21 protein-coding genes are annotated in these 19,502 nt (G+C 64.2%); 9 read left to right on the top strand and 12 right to left on the bottom strand.

The annotated features are described in order from the left end of the window. Nucleotides 1-249: 249 nt before the first annotated feature. Complete coding sequence (locus tag ACVINW_RS36185; RefSeq protein WP_456755708.1) at nucleotides 250-744, top strand: RlpA-like double-psi beta-barrel domain-containing protein; 495 nt, start codon at nucleotides 250-252, stop codon at nucleotides 742-744. On the opposite strand, the gene ACVINW_RS36180 is transcribed toward ACVINW_RS36185, so the two are convergent. The 5 genes from ACVINW_RS36180 to oxlT (ACVINW_RS36160) all read right to left on the bottom strand — a co-directional run bounded on the left by ACVINW_RS36180 (nucleotide 741) and on the right by oxlT (ACVINW_RS36160) (nucleotide 5,724). Next, nucleotides 741-983, bottom strand: a complete 243-nt coding sequence (locus tag ACVINW_RS36180) for a hypothetical protein (RefSeq protein ID WP_456755707.1) — start codon at nucleotides 981-983, stop codon at nucleotides 741-743. The genes ACVINW_RS36185 and ACVINW_RS36180 overlap by 4 nt on opposite strands. A 283-nt stretch (nucleotides 984-1,266) precedes the next feature. Then, nucleotides 1,267-2,235, bottom strand: a complete 969-nt coding sequence (locus ACVINW_RS36175) for a zinc-binding dehydrogenase (RefSeq protein ID WP_456755706.1) — start codon at nucleotides 2,233-2,235, stop codon at nucleotides 1,267-1,269. Nucleotides 2,236-2,423: 188 nt separating this feature from the next. Next, nucleotides 2,424-3,419, bottom strand: a complete 996-nt coding sequence (locus ACVINW_RS36170; protein ID WP_456755705.1) for an NAD(P)H-dependent flavin oxidoreductase — start codon at nucleotides 3,417-3,419, stop codon at nucleotides 2,424-2,426. Nucleotides 3,420-3,670: 251 nt separating this feature from the next. Continuing rightward, nucleotides 3,671-4,138 carry a CBS domain-containing protein gene (locus ACVINW_RS36165; RefSeq protein ID WP_456755704.1) on the bottom strand — a complete coding sequence of 156 codons (468 nt, stop codon included), beginning with the start codon at nucleotides 4,136-4,138 and terminating at the stop codon, nucleotides 3,671-3,673. Between the two features lie 269 nt (nucleotides 4,139-4,407). After that, a complete protein-coding gene (gene oxlT / locus ACVINW_RS36160; protein ID WP_456755703.1) occupies nucleotides 4,408-5,724 on the bottom strand; it encodes an oxalate/formate MFS antiporter in 1,317 nt (438 codons plus the stop codon). A 38-nt stretch (nucleotides 5,725-5,762) separates the two neighbouring features. On the opposite strand from oxlT (ACVINW_RS36160), the gene ACVINW_RS36155 reads away from it, so the two are divergent. After that, nucleotides 5,763-5,945: a hypothetical protein gene (locus ACVINW_RS36155; protein ID WP_456755702.1), complete on the top strand. Its 183-nt coding sequence runs from the start codon at nucleotides 5,763-5,765 to the stop codon at nucleotides 5,943-5,945. Between the two features lie 20 nt (nucleotides 5,946-5,965). Here the strand turns inward: ACVINW_RS36155 and oxlT (ACVINW_RS36150) are convergent, their stop codons facing one another. From oxlT (ACVINW_RS36150) to ACVINW_RS36140, 3 genes are all read right to left on the bottom strand, one after another. Then, the gene (oxlT, locus tag ACVINW_RS36150; RefSeq protein WP_456755701.1) at nucleotides 5,966-7,258 is read right to left on the bottom strand and encodes an oxalate/formate MFS antiporter; all 1,293 of its coding nucleotides are present in this window, start codon (nucleotides 7,256-7,258) and stop codon (nucleotides 5,966-5,968) included. A 274-nt stretch (nucleotides 7,259-7,532) separates the two neighbouring features. After that, nucleotides 7,533-7,685 carry a hypothetical protein gene (locus ACVINW_RS36145; RefSeq protein WP_456755700.1) on the bottom strand — a complete coding sequence of 51 codons (153 nt, stop codon included), beginning with the start codon at nucleotides 7,683-7,685 and terminating at the stop codon, nucleotides 7,533-7,535. A 305-nt stretch (nucleotides 7,686-7,990) separates the two neighbouring features. Continuing rightward, a complete protein-coding gene (locus tag ACVINW_RS36140) occupies nucleotides 7,991-8,974 on the bottom strand; it encodes a cysteine synthase A (protein WP_456755699.1) in 984 nt (327 codons plus the stop codon). A gap of 184 nt (nucleotides 8,975-9,158) precedes the next feature. Between ACVINW_RS36140 and ACVINW_RS36135 the strand changes: the two genes are divergently transcribed. Beyond that, complete coding sequence (locus tag ACVINW_RS36135) at nucleotides 9,159-9,446, top strand: hypothetical protein (protein WP_456755698.1); 288 nt, start codon at nucleotides 9,159-9,161, stop codon at nucleotides 9,444-9,446. Between the two features lie 74 nt (nucleotides 9,447-9,520). Here ACVINW_RS36135 and frc read toward each other — a convergent pair whose 3' ends face one another. From frc to ACVINW_RS36120, 3 genes are all read right to left on the bottom strand, one after another. After that, nucleotides 9,521-10,798, bottom strand: a complete 1,278-nt coding sequence (gene frc, locus ACVINW_RS36130; RefSeq protein ID WP_456755697.1) for a formyl-CoA transferase — start codon at nucleotides 10,796-10,798, stop codon at nucleotides 9,521-9,523. Between the two features lie 60 nt (nucleotides 10,799-10,858). Continuing rightward, a complete protein-coding gene (oxc, locus tag ACVINW_RS36125; RefSeq protein WP_456755696.1) occupies nucleotides 10,859-12,592 on the bottom strand; it encodes an oxalyl-CoA decarboxylase in 1,734 nt (577 codons plus the stop codon). A gap of 71 nt (nucleotides 12,593-12,663) precedes the next feature. After that, nucleotides 12,664-13,359 (bottom strand): GntR family transcriptional regulator, encoded by a 696-nt coding sequence (locus ACVINW_RS36120; RefSeq protein ID WP_456756578.1) that lies wholly within the window; start codon nucleotides 13,357-13,359, stop codon nucleotides 12,664-12,666. A gap of 216 nt (nucleotides 13,360-13,575) precedes the next feature. Here ACVINW_RS36120 and ACVINW_RS36115 point away from each other — a divergent pair, with 216 nt between their 5' ends. From ACVINW_RS36115 to ACVINW_RS36090, 6 genes are all read left to right on the top strand, one after another. Next, nucleotides 13,576-15,705: an acetate--CoA ligase family protein gene (locus ACVINW_RS36115; RefSeq protein WP_456755695.1), complete on the top strand. Its 2,130-nt coding sequence runs from the start codon at nucleotides 13,576-13,578 to the stop codon at nucleotides 15,703-15,705. 173 nt (nucleotides 15,706-15,878) lie between these two features. Continuing rightward, complete coding sequence (locus ACVINW_RS36110) at nucleotides 15,879-16,676, top strand: sterol desaturase family protein (protein WP_456755694.1); 798 nt, start codon at nucleotides 15,879-15,881, stop codon at nucleotides 16,674-16,676. Beyond that, nucleotides 16,663-17,040 (top strand): hypothetical protein, encoded by a 378-nt coding sequence (locus ACVINW_RS36105; protein WP_456755693.1) that lies wholly within the window; start codon nucleotides 16,663-16,665, stop codon nucleotides 17,038-17,040. The genes ACVINW_RS36110 and ACVINW_RS36105 overlap by 14 nt, the downstream gene beginning before the upstream one ends. A gap of 12 nt (nucleotides 17,041-17,052) precedes the next feature. Further along, nucleotides 17,053-17,250, top strand: a complete 198-nt coding sequence (locus tag ACVINW_RS36100; RefSeq protein ID WP_456731904.1) for a hypothetical protein — start codon at nucleotides 17,053-17,055, stop codon at nucleotides 17,248-17,250. Between the two features lie 28 nt (nucleotides 17,251-17,278). Next, nucleotides 17,279-17,587, top strand: a complete 309-nt coding sequence (locus ACVINW_RS36095; protein WP_456755692.1) for a DUF6166 domain-containing protein — start codon at nucleotides 17,279-17,281, stop codon at nucleotides 17,585-17,587. A gap of 31 nt (nucleotides 17,588-17,618) precedes the next feature. Continuing rightward, nucleotides 17,619-18,728, top strand: coding sequence for a Zn-dependent alcohol dehydrogenase (locus tag ACVINW_RS36090; protein WP_456755691.1), 1,110 nt, complete (start codon nucleotides 17,619-17,621; stop codon nucleotides 18,726-18,728). Between the two features lie 6 nt (nucleotides 18,729-18,734). On the opposite strand, the gene ACVINW_RS36085 is transcribed toward ACVINW_RS36090, so the two are convergent. After that, a complete protein-coding gene (locus tag ACVINW_RS36085) occupies nucleotides 18,735-19,493 on the bottom strand; it encodes a GntR family transcriptional regulator (protein WP_456755690.1) in 759 nt (252 codons plus the stop codon). Nucleotides 19,494-19,502 lie beyond the last annotated feature (9 nt).

Raw genomic sequence — 19,502 nt, 5'->3', positions numbered from 1 at the left:
GACGTCGACACACCGTTGACGCGCCGTCGAAGAAGTTCGGTTCAGTCATGTTGCTGACGCATTCTCTGGCTTAGTCGGGCGCAATAACCAAAAACACTGTGTGGGACCGCTGCGGTTCCCACATTGGTTCCGTCGCCAGAATTGGCGCGAGTCCGCAAAAGTACCGGTCCGAGTGAACGCCTCCACGTTCGTTCGACCTTGTCTTGCGGAGTCGGGAACCAAACGATCGAAAAAATCAGTCAAGGAGTTATGATGCTGTTCGGCTCGAGCGCCGCAGTCTGCGGCGCCGTGGTTGCGCTCGCCATTTTTGGCCCCGCTACTGGAAGTGAAATCGGTACCGTTCATTCAAGCGACGTCGTCAATGCTGCCTGTGGAGATGCGATCGTTGGCGCAGCGTCCATGTACAATCCGTTCAAGCCCGGCAAGGAAGAGGGCGGTCCGAGCACAGCCTCCGGCGAGCGCTACGATCGCACGGTCTGGGCGGCGGCCATCAAGACAAGCCTGCGCCGGAAGTTCGGTGGCGTCCAATTCGGCGCCAGGCCGAAATATGCCCTGGTCGAGGCTGTCGGCAAGAAGGTCATCGTCAAGATCAACGATGTGGGGCCGCTCAGGCCCGGCCGCATCATCGACCTCAATGAGCGGACGATGCGCTATTTCGATCCGAGTCTGGAGATCGGAGTCATTCGCGACGTAAAAGTCAGCCCGCTTGCGGGGGACTATTGGAGCCCCGGACCGGTCGGCTAGCTGTGCCAGTATTTGGCGAGGCGGACGGTTGCTTTGCTCCCTGCAACTCCGCCCAGACCAAAGCACGCGAAGGCGCCGAGGAGCACGACAGCGGTCCAGTCACTGTGAATGCCTCCCTGTACATGACCGAGACAGGAGATCCCGATCGACAGGGCAGCGAAGCCAAATAGGGCTGCTCCAAGCGCGAAGCCCACCGCGCCCGCGAGCAGGACAACCAATGAGGTGCGCTTCACTTCCACCACCCGAACTCCCACAGCGCGCGTAGGCCGGGTTAGTACTACTGCGTCACACGCTCTTTCAGCCGATCCTGAGAGGCCGTGAACGAATCCAGCCGTCATTGCGAGCGAAGCGAAGCAATCCATCGGCCCGCAAACGCGGTTGGATGGATTGCTTCGTCGCTATCGCTCCTCGCAATGACGGCGGAGGCAGAATTATGACGCAGTAAGATTAGCCGGAGGCGTAACCCGCCGTTGCGTCGAAGGTGGGATGGCGGATTGCGCTGCGCTGATCCGCCCTACGCGCCTACAGCGTCACCACGATCTTGCCGAGGTGCTTGTTGGCTTCCATGTGCTCGAAGGCCTTGCCGATATCGGCGAATTTGTAGACCTGGTCGATCGGCAGCTGCAGCTTGCGCGCTTCGACCGCCGGCCAGATGTCCTTGCGCACCTCGTCGAAGATCGCGCGGATCTCTTCGATCGTGCGGGTGCGGAAGGTGACGCCGATATACTGGATGCGGCGCGCCGCGTGCAGGTCGAAGTTGAAGTCGCCATGGGTGCCGCCGAGCCGGCCGACATTGACGATGCGGCCCTTGACCTTGGTCGCCTTCAGATTCTGGTTGGCGACCGGCCCCGAGACCTGATCGACGATCAGGTCGACGCCTTCGCCCGCGGTTGCCTGCAACACCTGATCGACCCAGCCGGGATCCTTCGAGTCCACCGCGAGATCGGCGCCGAATTCCGTCAAGCGGCCGCGCCGCATCGGATCGGTCGACGATCCCACCACGAGCTTGGCGCCCTTCAGTTTCGCGATCTGCATCGCCATCAGGCCGACCCCGGAACTCGCGCCCTGGATCAGCACGGTCTGGCCCGGCTGCAACGCGCCATTGGTGATGACGGCGTTATGCATGGTGGCGAGTGCGACGGGAAGCGTGGCGGCTTCGTCGAAGTTCATGTTCGACGGCGCCCGGAAAAGCCGGCCGTGATCGGCCAGCGTGTATTCGGCGAACGCTGCGCCGCCGGAGCCCATGATCTTGTCGCCGACCTTGACGCCCCTGGCATCGGGGCCGAGCTCGGCGACCTCGCCGGCCCATTCCATGCCGAGCACGGTGCCGACGCCGCCGGCCGCGCCGTGGGCGTGGCCCTTGGTCATGCCGAGATCGGCGCGGTTCAGCCCGCAGGCGTGCACCTTGACCAGTACCTGCGTGCCTTTCGGCACGGGCTTGGCGACGTCGGTGATTTGAGGGCCGTTGGCTCCGTAGACATAGGCTTTCATAGGCTTGTTCTCGGGCTTGTTCTCGTTGTGTCGTCTGATGCGAGCTGAACTGATCGATTCACCCCGTCATCCTGAGGAGCGCGAAGCGCGTCTCGAAGGATGAACGGCCCGGCTGGTGGCCGTCGCCCTTCGAGGCTCGCTTCGCGAGCACCTCAGGGTGACGGATAACGGCCTTTGCTCCCGCCCGCTTACTCCGCGGCCTGGCGCTTGGCCCCGGACATCATCGCCTCGAGCCGTTCGCGGATGATCGCTTCCGCCTCGTGGACGATGCGCGAGACGAGCTCGGCGCAGGTCGGGATGTCGTGGATCAGGCCCTGCACCTGGCCGGCCGACCAGATGCCTTCGTCGGCATCGCCGGTCGCGTAGACCATCTTGCCGCGGGCGCCGGCGACCAGTTCGCGGACGTCCTCGAACTTGGCGCCTTCCTTCTCCATCTGCACCACCTTGGTCGAGATCGCGTTCTTGGCGACGCGCGAGGTGTTGCGCATGGTGCGGAAGATCAGCTCGGTCTCGCGCTCGTCATTGGCAACGATGCGTTCCTTGACGAGCTGATGGATCGGGCTTTCCCGGGTGCACATGAAGCGCGTGCCCATGTTGATGCCCTCGGCGCCGAGCGCCAGCGCGGCGACGAGGCCGCGGGCATCGCCGAAGCCGCCGGAGGCGATCATCGGGATCTTCACCTTGTCGGCCGCGGCGGGGATCAGGATCAGGCCGGGCGTGTCGTCCTCGCCGGGATGGCCGGCGCATTCGAAGCCGTCGATCGAGATCGCGTCGGCCCCCATCCGCTCGGCGGACAGCGCGTGGCGCACGCTGGTGCATTTGTGCAGCACCTTGATGCCGTGCTTCTTGAACTCGTCGACATGTTCCTGCGGCTTGTTGCCGGCGGTCTCGACGATCTTGATGCCGCTCTCGATGATGGCCTGGCGATATTCGGCGTAGGGCGGCGGCTTGATCGCGGGCAGGATGGTGAGGTTGACGCCGAACGGCTTGTCGGTCAGCTCACGGCAGCGCACGATCTCCTTGCGTAGATCGTCCGGCGTCGGCTGCGTCAGCGCGGTGATCATGCCGAGCGCGCCGGCATTGGCGACGGCGGCGACCAGTTCCGCGCGCCCGACCCATTGCATGCCGCCCTGCACGATCGGGTGGTCGACGCCGAACATTTCGGTGAAGCGTGTCTTGATCATTCTGCCCTCGTTTCCATCAGAATTTTCCGCGACGCGGACGGCCGCGCACGGTGCTGTTTTTGGATGTCGAGGGAAGGATGCAGTCCTGTCCGGCAAATGTCCACCGGCCAGCCGTGGCGCGCCCATGCGGAAATGAAGGGGCGCGCGGTGGTCCGCGCGAGGGCGGGGCAGAAGGCTTCGATGATCCGATCCGCTCAGGCGCCGGTGATCGACCACGCAGCGCCTGGCTGAGAGCGACGAGATCGAGACGGCTATTGGGTCGGCTGGGCCTGCTCGGATGTTTGATAGGCCGTCACGGTGCGTGCCATCGCAGCCGTCGCTTCCTCGTCGAACGCAGCCGAGATGTCGCGCATGCTGACGACGCCGATCAGGCTGTAATTGTCGATCACGGGCACGTGGCGGATGTGGTGCTTGGTCATGAGATGACGGATGTGCTCGAGCGTGTCGCTCGAATTGCACGACACCAGCTGCTGCACCGAGACGAACTGCGACACCTTCATGTTGGCGCCGGCCGCACCGTGCGCGGCGATCGCGCGCACCACGTCGCGCTCGGTGAACATGCCGGCGCAGGTGTTGCCTTCGGTGCGGACGACATCCTTGACCACGAGCGCGCTGATATTGCTGGCACGCATCAGCTGCGCGGCGATCGCGACCGTCTCGTTCATACGGACCGTAGCGACGCGGGGGGTCTTCTTGCGCAGGATATCTCCGACTTGCATGGCAACCTCCTTGGGATATCGGTGACCTAGTCTGGTATACATAATGCCAATTGTCAACGGGCGGATTGCAGCAATCTACCACCGGGAAGCAGCTTAAATAGGCAGATTTGCTGACATGTCGGATGATTGTGGGCGGTCATGAGCCGGCGAGCGATCATCGCGACCTCGGCCATCTGGTATCTGGTATCCCTGACGATGCCAAACGAAAGAGGCGCACCGGGGTGCGCCTCGATCCGTCCGGCAGGCGATCGCGAGATCAGGCGGTCTTGTCAGGCGGTTTTGGCGCCCGGCGCGGTCTCGGTCGCGGCGGCCGCTTCGTTGCCGTGGATGAAGGCGCGGCGCATCGGCTTGATCACGAACAGCGCCATCAACGCCGCGGTGGCGTTGAGCGCGACCGCGATCACGAACACCGCCTGCCAGCCATAGCTGGCGGCAACGATACTGGCGGCCGGCACCAGCAGCGCGGCGGTGCCCTTCGCGGTGTAGAGCATACCGTTGTTGGTGGTCGCGAACTTCGCGCCGAAGGTGTCGCCGGAGGTCGCCGGGAACAGCGAGTAGATCTCGCCGAACACGCCGAAATAGACCGCGGTCGCCAGCACGAACACCAGCGGATTGTGGCCCCAGGTCGACAGCGTCAGCAGCATCAGCGCGCCGGTGCCGAACGCGATGAACATGGTGTGCTCGCGGCCGATATTGTCGGAGACCCAGCCGAAGAACGGCCGTCCGAACCCGTCGAAGATGCGGTCGAGCGAGATCGCAAAGGTCAGCGCGGCCATCTGGAAGCCGGCGAGCGAGACCGGCGTCGTGGCGATCTTGTAGTCGTGCGCGATCGGCGCGATCTGCGCCGCCGCCATCAGGCCACCGGAGGCGACCATCACGAACACCAGGTACATCACCCAGAAGATCGGGCTGCGCAGCACCTGCGGCGGCGTGAAGTCGATCTTGGTCTGCGGCAGATTGAGCTGCTTCTTCTTCGGCGGGATCATGACCGAGGGCTTCTGGATGAAGAAGGCGAGGATGAAGACGATCAGGCCTTGGCCGATGCCGAAATCGAAGAACGCGGTCCGATAGCCGCTCGCGGCGATCATGTTGGCGATCGGCACGACGGTGATCGCCGCACCCGCGCCGAAGCCGGCCGCGGTCGCGCCGGCGGCGAGGCCGCGGCGATCGGGAAACCACTTCAGCGCATTGCCGACGCAGGTGCCATACACCGCGCCCGCGCCGATGCCGCCGACCACGGCCGCAGCGTAGAGCAGGGTCAGCGAGTCCGCATAGGAGTTCAGCACCCAGGCCAGCGCGATCATGATGCCGCCGAACATGATGACGATCCGCGGACCGTATTTGTCGACGAACCAGGCCTCGACCGGCACCAGCCAGGTCTCGGTCACGACGAAGATCGTGAAGGCGAACTGGATCGCCGCGCGGCCCCAATGGTGTGCGCCGTCGATCGGATCGACGAACAGCGTCCAGCCATATTGCAGGTTCGCGATCATCGCCATGCAGACGATGCCCATGACGAGTTGCAGCCAGCGGAAGCCGCTGGACGAAGGTTGAGCTTGTGTTGCGGCCGTATTGCTGGAAACCATCAAGTCCTCCCGAGCGCGCCCGGTCTTCGTGAGACCCAGTGTCGCAATTCTTGTGGCGTATCGTCGCAAGCGCTCGGGCGAGGTTGGTATACTATATTCCAGAAAGCAAGCTGATCTTCTGCTGCGACGCAGCAAAACTGGCATATTTTGGGCTGATCCAGCTTCTCGGCGGGGTGCCGAACAATGAAAAACGCCCGGCGATTGGCCGGGCGTTTTCGTGAGGGAAGACTGGGTGCGTTGCTTACGCCGTCGCCGATTTCGCGACCACGATTTTCCGCCATGGCTTGAGCACCGCGATCGCGAGCAGCGAAGCCAGGATGTTGGCGCCGGCCGCAACGATGAACACGCTGTCCCAATGGCCCGACGACTGCTGCATGTAGTTGGCGATCGGCACCAGCAGCGCGGCGGTGCCTTTCGCGGTGTAGAGCAGGCCGGCATTGGTGGTGGCGAATTTGGCGCCGAACGTGTCGGTGCAGGTCGAGGGGAACAGCGAGTAGATCTCGCCCCAGGCAAAGAACACGAAGCCCGAGAGCAGCACGAACCAGATCGGATCGTGACCCCAGAGATAGAGCATCCAGATGCCGAAACCTTCCATGCCGAAGGCGATGAACATCGTGTTCTCGCGGCCGATCATGTCGGAGATCCAGCCGAAGAACGGACGCGTCAGGCCGTTGAGCACGCGGTCGATGGTCGCGGCGAAGGTCACCGCCGTCATGGTCACGCCGATCAGCGTCACCGGGATGCTGTCGACCTTCCAGTCGACCGCGATCGGCTTCAGATTCGCCGTCACCATCAAGCCGCCGGCGCCGACGATCACGAACATGAAGTACATCAGCCAGAAGATCGGCTGGCGCAGCACTTCGGTCGGCTGATAGTTACGCCGGGTCTGGATCAGATTGGCGTTCTGCACCACCTGCGGCACCTGGCCCGCCTTCGGCGCAAGCAGGAAGAAGGCGAGCAGCACGATGATGATGCCCTGGCCGAGACCGAAATACAGGAAGGTGGTCTGGAAGCCGGAGTCCTTGATCATCGCCTGGATCGGCGCCACCGTGAGCGCGGAGCCGGCGCCGAAACCGGCTGCGGTGATGCCTGCGGCGAGGCCGCGCTTGTCGGGAAACCATTTCAGCGCGTTGCCGACGCAGGTGCCGTAGACGCCGCCGGCGCCGATGCCGGCGATGATCATGCCGAGATAGTAGCCGTTCAGCGAGGTCGCCTGCGCGTTGATCGCCCACCCGATCGCGCACAGGATGCCGCCGATCAGCACGACGAGGCGCGGACCGTATTTGTCGACGAACCAGCCCTCGACCGGCACCAGCCAGGTCTCGAACAGCACGAAGAGGGTAAAGGCCCACTGGATCGAGGCGCGATCCCATCCAAACTTCTTCTGGATGTCGGGGACGAAGAACGTCCACCCGTATTGGTAGTTTGCGATCATCACCATCGCAGCGACGCCGATGGCGAGTTGCGTCCAGCGATAGGTGTCGCTGACACGCGCGGCCGCGGGGGCCGCAGTTGCCTGAACCATGTCCGACATTGATCCTCCCAGTGCGCGCTTATCGTCATTCTGCTTTTGGCGCGGCGTGGCCATCTTGGTATTCGATATGCCAAGGTTCAAGCTGTCGCAGGTGCGGCGTGCGCATATGCCGCAGAAGACCGCATGCCACGGAAGATTCGGGGCCGCGCGAACACTAGTTCAGCGCGCAAAAAAAATGGCCCCGAAAATCGGGGCCATTGGTCGAAGGTTCAATGTCAGGTCGCATCTTGCGCCGAAACACCAGCCGGCGAAGCGCGCGTGGAATCCCGGTGCCTTAGAGACCGAAGCGCGGCAGGTCGCCGTTGCGGTTGGAGATCTCCGCGCTCTTCATCAGAAGGCGGTCGATCGAGGCCAGCAGGCGGCCGAGCAGGGTGTCGGCGGGCGCGAGCGCGATGGCGGTGGTCTTGATGGCAGTGGTCTTGGACATTGTCGTCCCCTTTGGCTGGAGGCCAGCAACGGGCCGGCTCATCATCTGCCGCCAAACTATGTATACCAGATGCCAGATACAACGAACTTGTTTGCATAGCAGCATGCGCGGCTGTGCAATGCAGCAAAATGGCCTGATTGGTATCCCAAATCGGCCCTTCTGGCCGCCATCCGGCCGGCCATCATAAAAAGTGCCGACCTATGAGAGCTCGGTGACGCTGAGGACTTGCCGGAGGGGGGAAGATGGAGAGACCAGCGGCGAGGGCGGTTGATCGGAAGCGCGATCCCGTACGCCAACCGGCCGCCTCAACTCATCCAGCGCGGCAGCGGCAGATTTTTCTTGCGCAGGAAATCCGCATTGAAGAGCTTGGATTGGTAGCGTTGGCCGCCGTCGGCGAGGATGGTGACGATGGTCTTGCCGGGGCCGAGCTCGCGCGCGAGCCGCATGGCACCTGTGATGTTGATCGCGCTGGAGCCGCCCAGCACCAATCCCTCGTGCTCGATCAGGTCGAACAGGATGGGCAGCGCTTCCTGGTCCGTGATGCGGTAGGCCATGTCGATCGGCGTGCCTTCGAGATTCCTGGTGATGCGGACCTGACCGATGCCCTCGGTGATCGAGTCGCCCTCGGTCGTCAGTTCGCCCCTGGTGAACCAGTTGTAGAGGGCGGCGCCCATGGGATCGCTGAGCGCGATCTTCACGTCGGGGTTACGCTCCTTGAGCGCGCGCGCCACGCCGCCCAAGGTGCCGCCGCTGCCGACCGCACAGGTGAAGCCGTCGATCTTGCCGTCGGTCTGCCGCCAGATCTCGGGACCGGTGGTGCGATAATGGCCGTCGCTGTTGGCGACATTGTCGAACTGGTTGGCCCAGAAGGCGCCGAGCTCCGCGGCGAGACGGCCGGAATAGCGCGCGTAGTGACGAGGATCGGAATAGGGCACCGCGGGGATCAGGCGCAGATCGGCGCCGTAGAGCCGCAGCAGGTCCTGCTTCTCCTGGCTCTGCGTGTCGGGCATCACGATCACCGAACGATAGCCGCGCGCATTGGCGACGAGCGCGATGCCGATGCCGACATTGCCGGCGGTGCCTTCGACAATGACGCCGCCCGGCTTCAGCTGGCCGCGCCGCTCGGCGTCGTCGATGATCGCCAGCGCCGCACGATCCTTGATCGAGCCGCCCGGATTGAGGAATTCGGCCTTGCCGTAGATGTCGCAGCCGGTGGCTTGCGATGGCCCGCGCAGCCTGATCAGGGGCGTATTGCCGATCGCCTCCAGGACACCCGAGCGAACATTCATGCTGCCGCACCCTTTGTTTTGTTGCGGTATCTTACGCCGGGCTGGTCAGCGCGTTGGTGCTGTTCTCGGCTTGATTTGGGAAGTATCTCTATCGTCCGTGCGGCGATGCCGACGATTTCGTTCTTTTGAAGGAGGCGGCGTCATGCGGGCTTTCACTTCAACGTCCAAGGAGGAGGTGCCCGTCATGCGAACGCTGATCGTTCTCGCCTTCGCAGCCTTCGTCGCCGTTCCGACATTGGTCGCGGCGCAACCCATGACTGCGCAGCAGTATCACAAAGAGAAAGGCCCCTGCGCCTGCCCTGAAGACAAGGACATGGCCGGAAACACATGCGGAAGACGAAGTGCCTTCTGTGAGAGCGACGGCATCGACATTCAGAATTGCTATCTGAAGGACGCTGAGCGCCGAAAGCAAACGGAGTGCTCGTTCGTTTACGATCCGATCCGGCCGCAGCCGCTCGCGCCGAAGAGATAATCGAACAGGACGCTACCAATGAAAAATGGCCGCGGTTGCCCGCGGCCATTTATGGTGTTGATTGAACGCAGGCCTTACTCGGCAGCCTGCTTGCGCGGTGGGTCGAGCGCGCCGGAGTCATGGATCTCGGCGACCTGGTGATCGCTGAAGCCGAGCACCTCGCGCAGGATCTCGTCGGTATGCTCGCCGAGCAGCGGCGAGCGCTGAACGTCGCTCGGCGAATCCGACAGCTTGATCGGGTTGCCGACCGAGATGTACTTGCCGCGGGTCGGGTGATCGACCTCGACCACGGTGCCGGTGGCGCGCAGCGACTGGTCTTCCGCGATCTCCTTCATCGAGAGGATCGGACCGCAGGGGATGTCGTCCTTGTTGAGGATTTCCATCGCCTCGAATTTTGTCTTTGTCATCGTCCACTGTTCGATGCGAGCAAAAATCTCGTTGAGGCGCGGCAGGCGGGCCGGCGGCTTGGCGTAGTTCGGGTCGGTCTTCCAGGAGGGCTCGCCGATCACGTCGCAGATCTTCTCCCAGACCGGGGCCTGGGTGATGAAGTAGATGTAGGCGTTCGGGTCGGTCTCCCAGCCCTTGCACTTCAGGATGCGGCCGGGCTGGCCGCCGCCGGAATCGTTGCCGGCGCGCGGCACGGCATCGCCGAACGGAATGCCTTCGCCGAACTGGCTGTATTCCTTGAGCGGGCCGTGGGCGAGGCGCTGCTGGTCGCGCAGCTTGACGCGGGCGAGGTTGAGCACCCCGTCCTGCATCGCCGCGGTGACGCGCTGGCCCTTGCCGGAATGGGTGCGGTGATAGAGCGCAGTGACGATGCCGAGCGCGAGGTGCAAGCCGGTGCCGCTGTCGCCGATCTGCGCGCCGGTGACCAGCGGCAGGCCGTCGCGGAAGCCGGTGGTCGAGGCGGCGCCGCCGGTGCACTGCGCGACGTTCTCGTAGACCTTGCAGTCCTCATACGGGCCGGGGCCGAAGCCCTTGATCGAGGCGACGATCATCTTCGGATTGATCGCCTGGATCTTCTCCCAGGGGAAGCCCATGCGATCGAGCACGCCGGGACCGAAATTCTCGACCAGCACGTCGCACTGCTTGATCAGCGCGGTCAGCACTTCCTTGCCCTTCGGGTTCTTGGTGTCGAGCGTGATCGAGCGCTTGTTGTGGTTCAGCATGGTGAAGTACAGGCTGTCCACGTTCGGGATGTCCTGCAGCTGGCCGCGCGTGATGTCGCCGACGCCGGGACGCTCGACCTTGATCACGTCGGCGCCGAACCAGGCCAGCAATTGCGTGCAGGTCGGACCCGACTGGACGTGGGTGAAATCGAGAATGCGAACGCCCTTCAGCGCCTTGGTCATATCTATTGCTCCGTACTCTGGTCTGCCCCTGCACCCGCAGGGAGTGATGGGTTGAGGGGTTTACTTCTTCTTGCTCAGGACGCTCTGCGGATTGAGGTTGCCGATGCGGCCGCTCTCCGAGCCCGCCGCCGGATCGATCACCGCGTTGATCAGCGTCGGCTTGCCGGAATCCAGCGCCGCATTGACCGCGCGTTTCAATTCGTCCGGCGAGGTGGCGTTGACGCCGACGCCGCCGAAGGCTTCCATCATCTTGTCGTAGCGCGAGCCCTTGACGAACACGGTGGTCGCCGGATCGTCGCTTGTGCCGTTGACGTCGGTGCCGCGATAGATGCCGTCATTGTTGAAGATCACGACGCAGATCGGCAGCTTGTAGCGGCAGATGGTCTCGACCTCCATACCCGAGAAGCCAAACGCGCTGTCGCCTTCGACCGCCAGCACCGGCAGGCCGGTCTCGACCGCGGCCGCGATCGAATAGCCCATGCCGATGCCCATCACGCCCCAGGTGCCGACATCGAGCCGCTTGCGCGGCTTGTGCATGTCGACGACGCCGCGGGCGAGGTCGAGCGTGTTGGCGCCTTCGTTGACGAAGATGGTGTCCGGACGCTCCGCGATGATGGCGCGCAGCGCGCCGAGCGCGCCGTGATAATCCATCGGCGAGGCGTTGCTCATCAGCTTCGGCGCCATCTTGGCGACGTTGTCGTCGCGCTTCTTGGCGATGGTCGCGAGCCAATCGCTCGGCGCGGCGGCCCAGTTCGCGCCCATCGCATCGAGGAACGCGGAGACGCAGGAGCCGATATCGCCGACCACGGGCGCCACGATCTCGACGTTGGAATCCATTTCCTTCGGCTCGATGTCGACCTGGATGAACTTCTTCGGGGCCTCACCCCAGGTCTTGCCCTTGCCATGCGAGAGCAGCCAGTTGAGCCGGGCGCCGATCAGCATCACGACGTCGGCTTCCTTCAGTACGGTCGAGCGCGCCGCACCGGCGCATTGCGGATGCAGGTCGGGCAGCAGGCCCTTGGCCATGCTCATCGGCAGGAACGGTACGCCGCTCTTCTCGACGAAACTCTTGATCGCCTCGTCGGCCTGGGCATAGGCCGCGCCCTTGCCGAGGATGATGAGCGGGCGCTTGGCGCTCTTCAGCACGTCGAGCGCGCGCTTGACCGACGACGGGGAGGGGATCTGCTCGGGCGCCGCGTCGATCACCTTGACCAGCGACTTCTTCCCGGCGTCGGCATTCATCACCTGCGAGAACAGCTTTGCCGGCAGGTCGAGATAGACGCCGCCCGGACGGCCCGATACCGCGGCGCGAATGGCGCGCGCAAGCCCGATGCCGATGTCCTGGGCGTGCAGCACGCGGAACGCCGCCTTGCACAGCGGCTTGGCGATCGCGAGCTGGTCCATCTCCTCATAGTCGCCCTGTTGCAAATCGACGATCTCGCGCTCGGAGGAGCCCGAGACCAGGATCATCGGGAAGCAGTTGGTGGTGGCATGCGCCAGCGCCGTGAGGCCGTTGAGGAAGCCGGGCGCGGACACCGTAAGGCAGACGCCGGGCTTCTTGGTGAGGAAGCCGGCGATCGAGGCCGCATAGCCGGCGTTCTGCTCGTGGCGGAACGAGAGCACGCGAATGCCCGCCGCCTGGGCCATGCGGCCCAGGTCCGTGATCGGGATACCCGGTACACCATAGATGGTGTCGATGCCGTTGAGCTTGAGCGCATCGATGACGAGGTGGAAACCATCCGTCAGCTCTTGCTCGGTGCCCGGTGCCTCGGATTTCGTAGCGGTATTCAGCATCGGCATCGTCTCCCTGATCGTTCTTGTTCGGACGATCTGTTTGTCGTCAGAAGCGTGTGGACTCGAAGTATCTAAGTGAACAGTTCCTGACCATGCGCCTCGACATAGGCGGCAAGGCCGAGCGTGTGATCGCGCGACCGCTTCTCGGCGAGTTCGGTGTCGCGCGCCTCCAGCGCCTCAATGATCCCGAGATGCTCGGGCAGCGAGGTCGCGGTGCGGTCCTTGCGGCCGATCGTGAGCTGGCGATAGCCGCGCACATGCAGCAGGAGGTCGTTGGTGAGGTCGACCAATACGGGTGATTCCGACAGCGCGATCAGCGCCTGGTGGAAGGCGATGTTGGCCCTGGAATATTCCTCGACGTGATCCTGCGGCAGGCGGTCGTCGCTGAAGTCCTTGAAGAAGTCGCGCAGCGCCGAGATGTCCTTCTTGCGCGCGGTGGTGGTGATCAGGCGCGCCGCCATGCTCTCCAGCGCCGCCCAGGCGCGGATCATGTCGACGATCTCCGACTTGGTGCGACGGACCACGATGATGCCGCGCCGCGGCACGGTCTTCACGAAGCCGTCCTGCTCGAGCATCGCGATCGCTTCGCGGATCGGCGTGCGGCTGACGCCGAGGCGTTCGGACAAGGCGCGCTCGTCGAGCATCACCGGCTCGGGCGTCGCGTAGATGTCCATCTTCAGGATCGCTTCCTTCAAGGCTTCATAGGCCTTGTTCTTGAAGCTCGTCTCCGGCGCGATGCGGACGATGGCGATATCTGTGTCAGCCATGTTGGGCGACGCCTTGGTCTGTTTCGGGTCAGGCACGACTCGTCTCCTCCTCTTGGAGACGTCTTCTTAGCAGAAGAAATTACCCTAGATTTTTGGCATGCCAAATACCAGAATGTCAAGACGTGCTTATTTTTCGGCATTTTTGGGCATGGACCGACCTTGACAATTGCGTTTTTGGCATACCAAATGCCAGGAAATTGTCCCAGGAGGAAGCCGATGTCAAATTCGAAGGATGCGGTCCGCAAAATTCTCGATGCGGTCAAGGCCGACAAGCGCACGAGCCTCACCGCGCCCGAAGGCAAGGTGGTCTGCGACGCCTACGGCATTCCGGTGCCGAAGGAGGGCGTCGCCAAGTCGGCCTCCGAGGCCGCGCGGATCGCCGCCGACATGGGCTTCCCGGTCGTGATGAAGATCGTCTCGCCGGACATCCTCCACAAGACCGAGGCCGGCGGCGTGGTCGTCGGCGTCAAGAGCGCCGCTGACGCCGAGAAGAGCTACGAGACCATCCTGGCCAACGCCAAGACATATAAGGCCGATGCCAAGATCGATGGCATCCAGGTCCAGCAGATGCTGGGCGGCGGCACCGAGGTGATCGTCGGCTCGATCACCGATGGCTCGTTCGGCAAGCTGGTCGCCTTCGGCCTCGGCGGCGTGCTGGTCGAGATCCTCAAGGACATCACCTTCCGCCTCGCGCCCGCAACCAAGGACGACGCGCTGTCGATGCTCGACGGCATTCAGGCCCATGAGATGCTGAAGGGTGTGCGCGGCGGCGAGCCGGTCAACCGCGAGGCGCTCGCCGACGTCATTGTCAAGGTGTCGCAGCTGGTCAGCGATTTCCCCGAGATCGTCGAGCTCGACCTCAACCCGGTGTTCGCCACCAGCAAGAACGCGATCGCCGCCGACGTCCGCATCGTCGTCGACTTCGACTACAAGCCACGCCCGGCGCCGCGTCCAACCGAAGAAATCGTCGCCGCGATGAACCGCATCATGCAGCCGAAGGGCGTGGCCGTGATCGGCGCTTCCGCCGAGGACGGCAAGATCGGCAACTCCGTGATGAAGAACCTCATCAACGGCGGCTATAAGGGCGAGATCTACCCGATCCACCCCAAGGCCGAAGAGATCCTCGGTTACAAGGCCTACAAGAGCGTCAAGGACGTGCCCGGCGTGATCGACACCGCGGTGTTCGCGATCCCGGCGAAATTCGTCGCGGGCGCCTTGGCCGAATGCGGCGAGAAGAAAATCCCCGGCGCCGTGCTGATTCCCTCGGGCTTCGCCGAGGCCGGCGCGCCGGAATTGCAGGCCGAGATCGTCGAGGTCGGCAAGAAGTACAATATCCGCCTGATGGGGCCGAACATCTACGGCTTCTACTACACGCCGGCCAATCTCTGCGCCACGTTCTGCACCGCCTATGACGTCAAGGGCCACGCCGCGCTGTCGTCGCAGTCGGGCGGCATCGGCATGGCGATCATCGGCTTCTCGCGCTCGGCCAAGATGGGCGTGTCGGCGATCGTCGGCCTCGGCAACAAGTCCGATATCGACGAGGACGATCTGCTCGCCTTCTTCGAGCAGGATCCCAACACCAATCTGATCGCGCAGCACTGCGAGGACCTGAAGGACGGCCGCGCCTTCGCCGAAGCCGCCAAGCGCGTCTCCAGGAAGAAGCCGGTGGTCGTGCTCAAGGCGGGCCGCACCTCTGCGGGTGCGAAGGCGGCGTCGTCGCACACCGGCGCGCTGGCCGGCAACGACAAGATCTACGAGGACGTGTTCAAGCAGTCCGGCGTGATCCGCGCCCGCTCGCTCCGGCAGCTCTTGGAATTCGCCCGCGGCGTGCCAGTGCTGCCGACGCCGAAGGGCGAGAACGTGCTGATCATCACCGGCGCCGGCGGCTCCGGCGTGCTGCTGTCGGACTCCGTGGTCGACAACGGCCTGTCGCTGATGTCGATGCCGCCGGACCTCGATGCCGCGTTCCGCAAGTTCATCCCGCCGTTCGGCGCGGCCGGAAATCCTGTGGATATCACCGGCGGCGAGCCGCCGATCACCTATGTCAACACCGTGAAGCTCGGCCTGTCGGATGAGCGCATCCACGCGCTGATCCTCGGCTATTGGCACACCATCGTGACGCCGCCGATGGTGTTCGCGCGCAACATGGTCGAGGTGAAGAAGGAGATGGAGGCCAAGGGCTTCGTCAAGCCGATCGTCGCTTCGCTCGCCGGCGACGTCGAGGTCGAGGAGGCCGCCGAATATCTCTACCAGAACGGCATTCCCGCCTACGCCTATTCGACCGAACTGCCGGTCGAGGTGCTCGGCGCCAAGTACAAATGGGCGCGCGGCGCGGGCCTGCTCTGATCGCCTGATCTGTCGAGACCAAAGGCCGCCCCGGACACCGTCCGGGGCGGCCTTTTCATTGGTTCCGCGCGCCAGGCGCTTGTTCCCGATCGCATCCGGACCGCCGACGAAGCTTGTCTTTCGCATCTGATGTGCTACTGATATGTCAGATGAGGCGCGATGGAGGACCGGCGATGGAGTTGGCTGCAACAGGGATGACCGACCGCCAGCGCAAATATCGCGCGACCTACCGCGAGCGCGTGGTGGGCTGGTACAATGGCTGGCTGCATGTCGTGCTGATCTACACGATCGGATTCACGGCGCTGTACGTCTATCTGGCCAATGTGCACGCCGTGAAATGGTGGGAATATCTCACCATTCCCGTGGTCTTCCTGATCGCCAACTTCTTCGAATGGGCGGTGCATCGCTTCGTCATGCACCGGCCCTCGAACGTGCCGCTGCTGCGCGCGATCTACAGCCGCCACACGCTGATGCACCATCAATTCTTCACCGAGGAGGAGATGCGCTTCGCCGATCATCACGACTGGCGCGTCACCTTCTTTCCGCCCTATGCGCTGGTCGTATTCACCCTGATGTCGATCCCGCCGGCGATCGTCGCGGGTCTGGTGATCTCGGCGAATGTCGGCTGGCTGCTGATCACCACGACCACGTCGATGTACCTGATCTACGAATTCATGCATTTCTGCTGCCACGTCGAGGAAAACGCCTTCGTGCGCAACATGCCGTTCGTCAACACCATCCGCCGGCACCATACCGCCCATCACAACCAATCGATCATGATGGAGCGGAACATGAACCTGACCTTCCCGGTGATGGACTATGTGTTCGGTACCTCCGATCTCGATCGCGGCCTGCTCGGCCACATCTTCAACGGCTACAGCACGCGCTATGTGAAGACCGATATGCGGCGAACGGCGCGGACCCCGCGGGTCGTGGTGAAGGAGCAATCGGTGCCGCATGCCGCAGCTTGAACCCAATCTCACAGGCCTCGCCTGGTTCGGTCTGCTGTGGAGCGTGTGCTGCATCGGCTTCCTGCAACTGGCCGGGATGTATCCGCTGCGCGGCCGCGCCGTTCTGCCGGTGACGATGACGACCGTGTTGTGGGTGCTGTTGCTCGCGGGCACGCTGGCATTCGCATTGGCCGAATTGCGCTGGACCACGGTCGTTGTCGTGGGCGGCGTACTGTTCCTGTTCCTGCCCGGACTGTTTCAGGCGCTGCCGGACTGGTGGCGCGACGGGCGCGCGGGATTGCGGCTGTCCTGTTGCGCCATGTTTGCAGCACTCGTGCTGCTGGTCGGCGTGGCGGCGCCGTCTTTTCACATCTGGATGGCCTGAAGGGAGATCGCGATGCCCAGCCACATCAAGCTCATGCTGTCGCTGGCGTGCCTCGCCACGGCGGCCTGCGGGTATGTCTTCATGGTCTATCTTGGACAGCAGGGACCGAGCTACGCGGTCGCTTTCCTCGGCGTGTTCGCCACGGTCGCGATGTGGATCTTCCCCGAGGTCGTGAAGAAGGACCTCAAGGTCCGTTCGCCAGGATCTTGATGTGATGTTGCGGCACGGGAAGGATGCAATGGCGAGCTACACCGGGGACCGCACTATCGACGGCATCTCCGTCCTGGTCGACGGCGAGCCGCTGTCACCGCATTACGACCAACTCCGGCTCACCGAGCACGGCTTTGAATGGAGCTATGAGGGGCCCGAGCCGGCACAACTGGCGTTTGCGCTGCTCTATGAGCATCTGCGCGACGCCGCTGCCGCGAAGGCGCTGCACGCGGCGTTCATGCGGCGCGTGGTCGCCAATTTCGGCAATGAATGGGAGCTGTCCTCGGCCGATCTCGACGAGGCAGTCGCCGCGCTGCGGTTCGGACAGCCGGCCTGATCTCGTTTCTCCGACAAAGGGCCCCCTCGAGATGACCCTGAGCTGTCGCGCGGCGGTGCTGCATCAAAGCGGAACGCCGCTCTCGATCGAGCGCGTTTCGCTGGCACCGCCCACGTCGACCGACGTCGTGGTGAAGGTGCGGGCCGCGGGGCTCTGCCACACCGATCTGGAGGTGATCGACGGATCGCTGCGCTATCCCTTGCCGATGATCCTCGGGCATGAGGCGGCCGGCGTGGTTGAGGAGGTCGGCAGTGCGGTGCGCGACATCAGCGTCGGCGATCACGTCATCCTGTCCTGGAATCCGCATTGCGGGCACTGTTTTCAGTGCGATCGCGCGCAACCGATCCTGTGCGAGACCTATCTCGCCAGGGGCGCGGAAGGCGTGCATTTCGACGGCGCGTCGAAGGCACAACTCGAGGGCGGCAGCAGCCTGGCGCATTTGATGTTCCTCGGCGCGTTCTCGGAATATGTCGTGTTGCCGGCGCAGCAGGCGATCGTGGTGCCCAAGGCCATCCCGTTCGACCGCGCCTGCCTGATCGGCTGCGGCGTCATGACCGGCGTCGGCGCCGCGCTGAACGTCGCCGAGATCGGCCACGGCGATACCGTGATGGTCACCGGCTGCGGCGCGGTCGGGCTCGCAGCGGTGCAGGGCGCACGGCTTGCGGGCGCCGGTGCGATCATCGCGGTTGACCTCGACGATGCAAAACTTGCACTGGCGCGACAGCTCGGCGCAACGCAAATCGTCAACGCGGCGCGCGAGGACCCGGTCCGGCTCGCAAGAGAGGCGACGGGCGGGCGGGGCGCCGACGTCATCCTCGAGGCGGCGGGCCACCCCAAGGCGTTTCGGCAGACTGCGGAGGCGGTGCGGCCCGGCGGCGAGGTGATCTGGCTCGGCAAGATCGACGTCTCGCACGACGTGAATTTCCGGTGGGGCGCGTTGATGGGCGAGAAGCGATTTCGCCGCTCGAGCTATGGCGGCGCGCGGCCGCGGCGCGACTTTCCCTGGCTGGCGCAGGCCTATCTCGATGGCCGGCTCAAGCTCGACGAGCTGATCACCGGCCGTTGCACCCTCGACGGCATCAACGATGGTTTCGAGGCGTTGCGGCGCGGGCGGTCGATCCGCACGGTCGTCGAGTTCTGAAAGCTCTTACAGCGTCGAACGCGCGAAACTCTCGATGTAGTTGATCAGACTGTCGGAGGCCGCGCCGGCGGCGTCGATGCGGCGGTCGGCGATGGCCTCGGCGACGTCGGCGTGCAGGCGCGCCGCGAGCGGCAGATCGGCCGCTTCCTTATAGTGCTGATACCAGAACCGGCGCGACAGGCCATGCATCAGGCCCATGGCGCGGGCGGCGAACTCGTTGCGCGACGCCGCGGAGACCAGCGTGTTGAACTGGTGGTCCAGCCGCATGAACAGCAGGTCGTCGGATTTCTCCGCCGCGCGCCGCATGCCGGCGGCGATCTCGGAGAATTGCGCGCGCTGCTCGCCGGTGGCCCGCTCGGCGGCGCCGCGCGCCATCAGCCGCTCCAGCTCGCGCCGCACCTCGAGCAGGCGGAGCTGGGCCCGCAGGTCGATCTCGGACACCAGCACGCCGCGACGGGCCAGGATGTTGACGAGGCCGTCGCGCGACAGCCGCTGCAATGCCTCGCGGATCGGGGTGCGGCCGATGGCGAGCCGCTTGGCGAGCACGAGCTCGGAGAGCGCGGTGCCGGGGGGCAATTGCAGCGTCACGATCAGTTCTTCCAGCTCGGCATAGGCGCGATCGGTGAGGGTGACGTCGCTCTGCGGGAGAGCGGTCTGCGCGGACGCGCGCGGCTTGTCGCCGGCGGCGGATGATTGCCGTGCCGGCTGACGGCTCCCTGTCGCGCGCGCGCGCGCCGTGCTGGATCGCTTGTTCGAATCTGCCATCGGATCCCT

This window comes from Bradyrhizobium sp. USDA 4461, assembly GCF_054055655.1.
The sequence above is the reverse complement of the archived record's forward strand: the minus strand, read 5'-3'. Positions and strand labels throughout refer to the sequence as shown.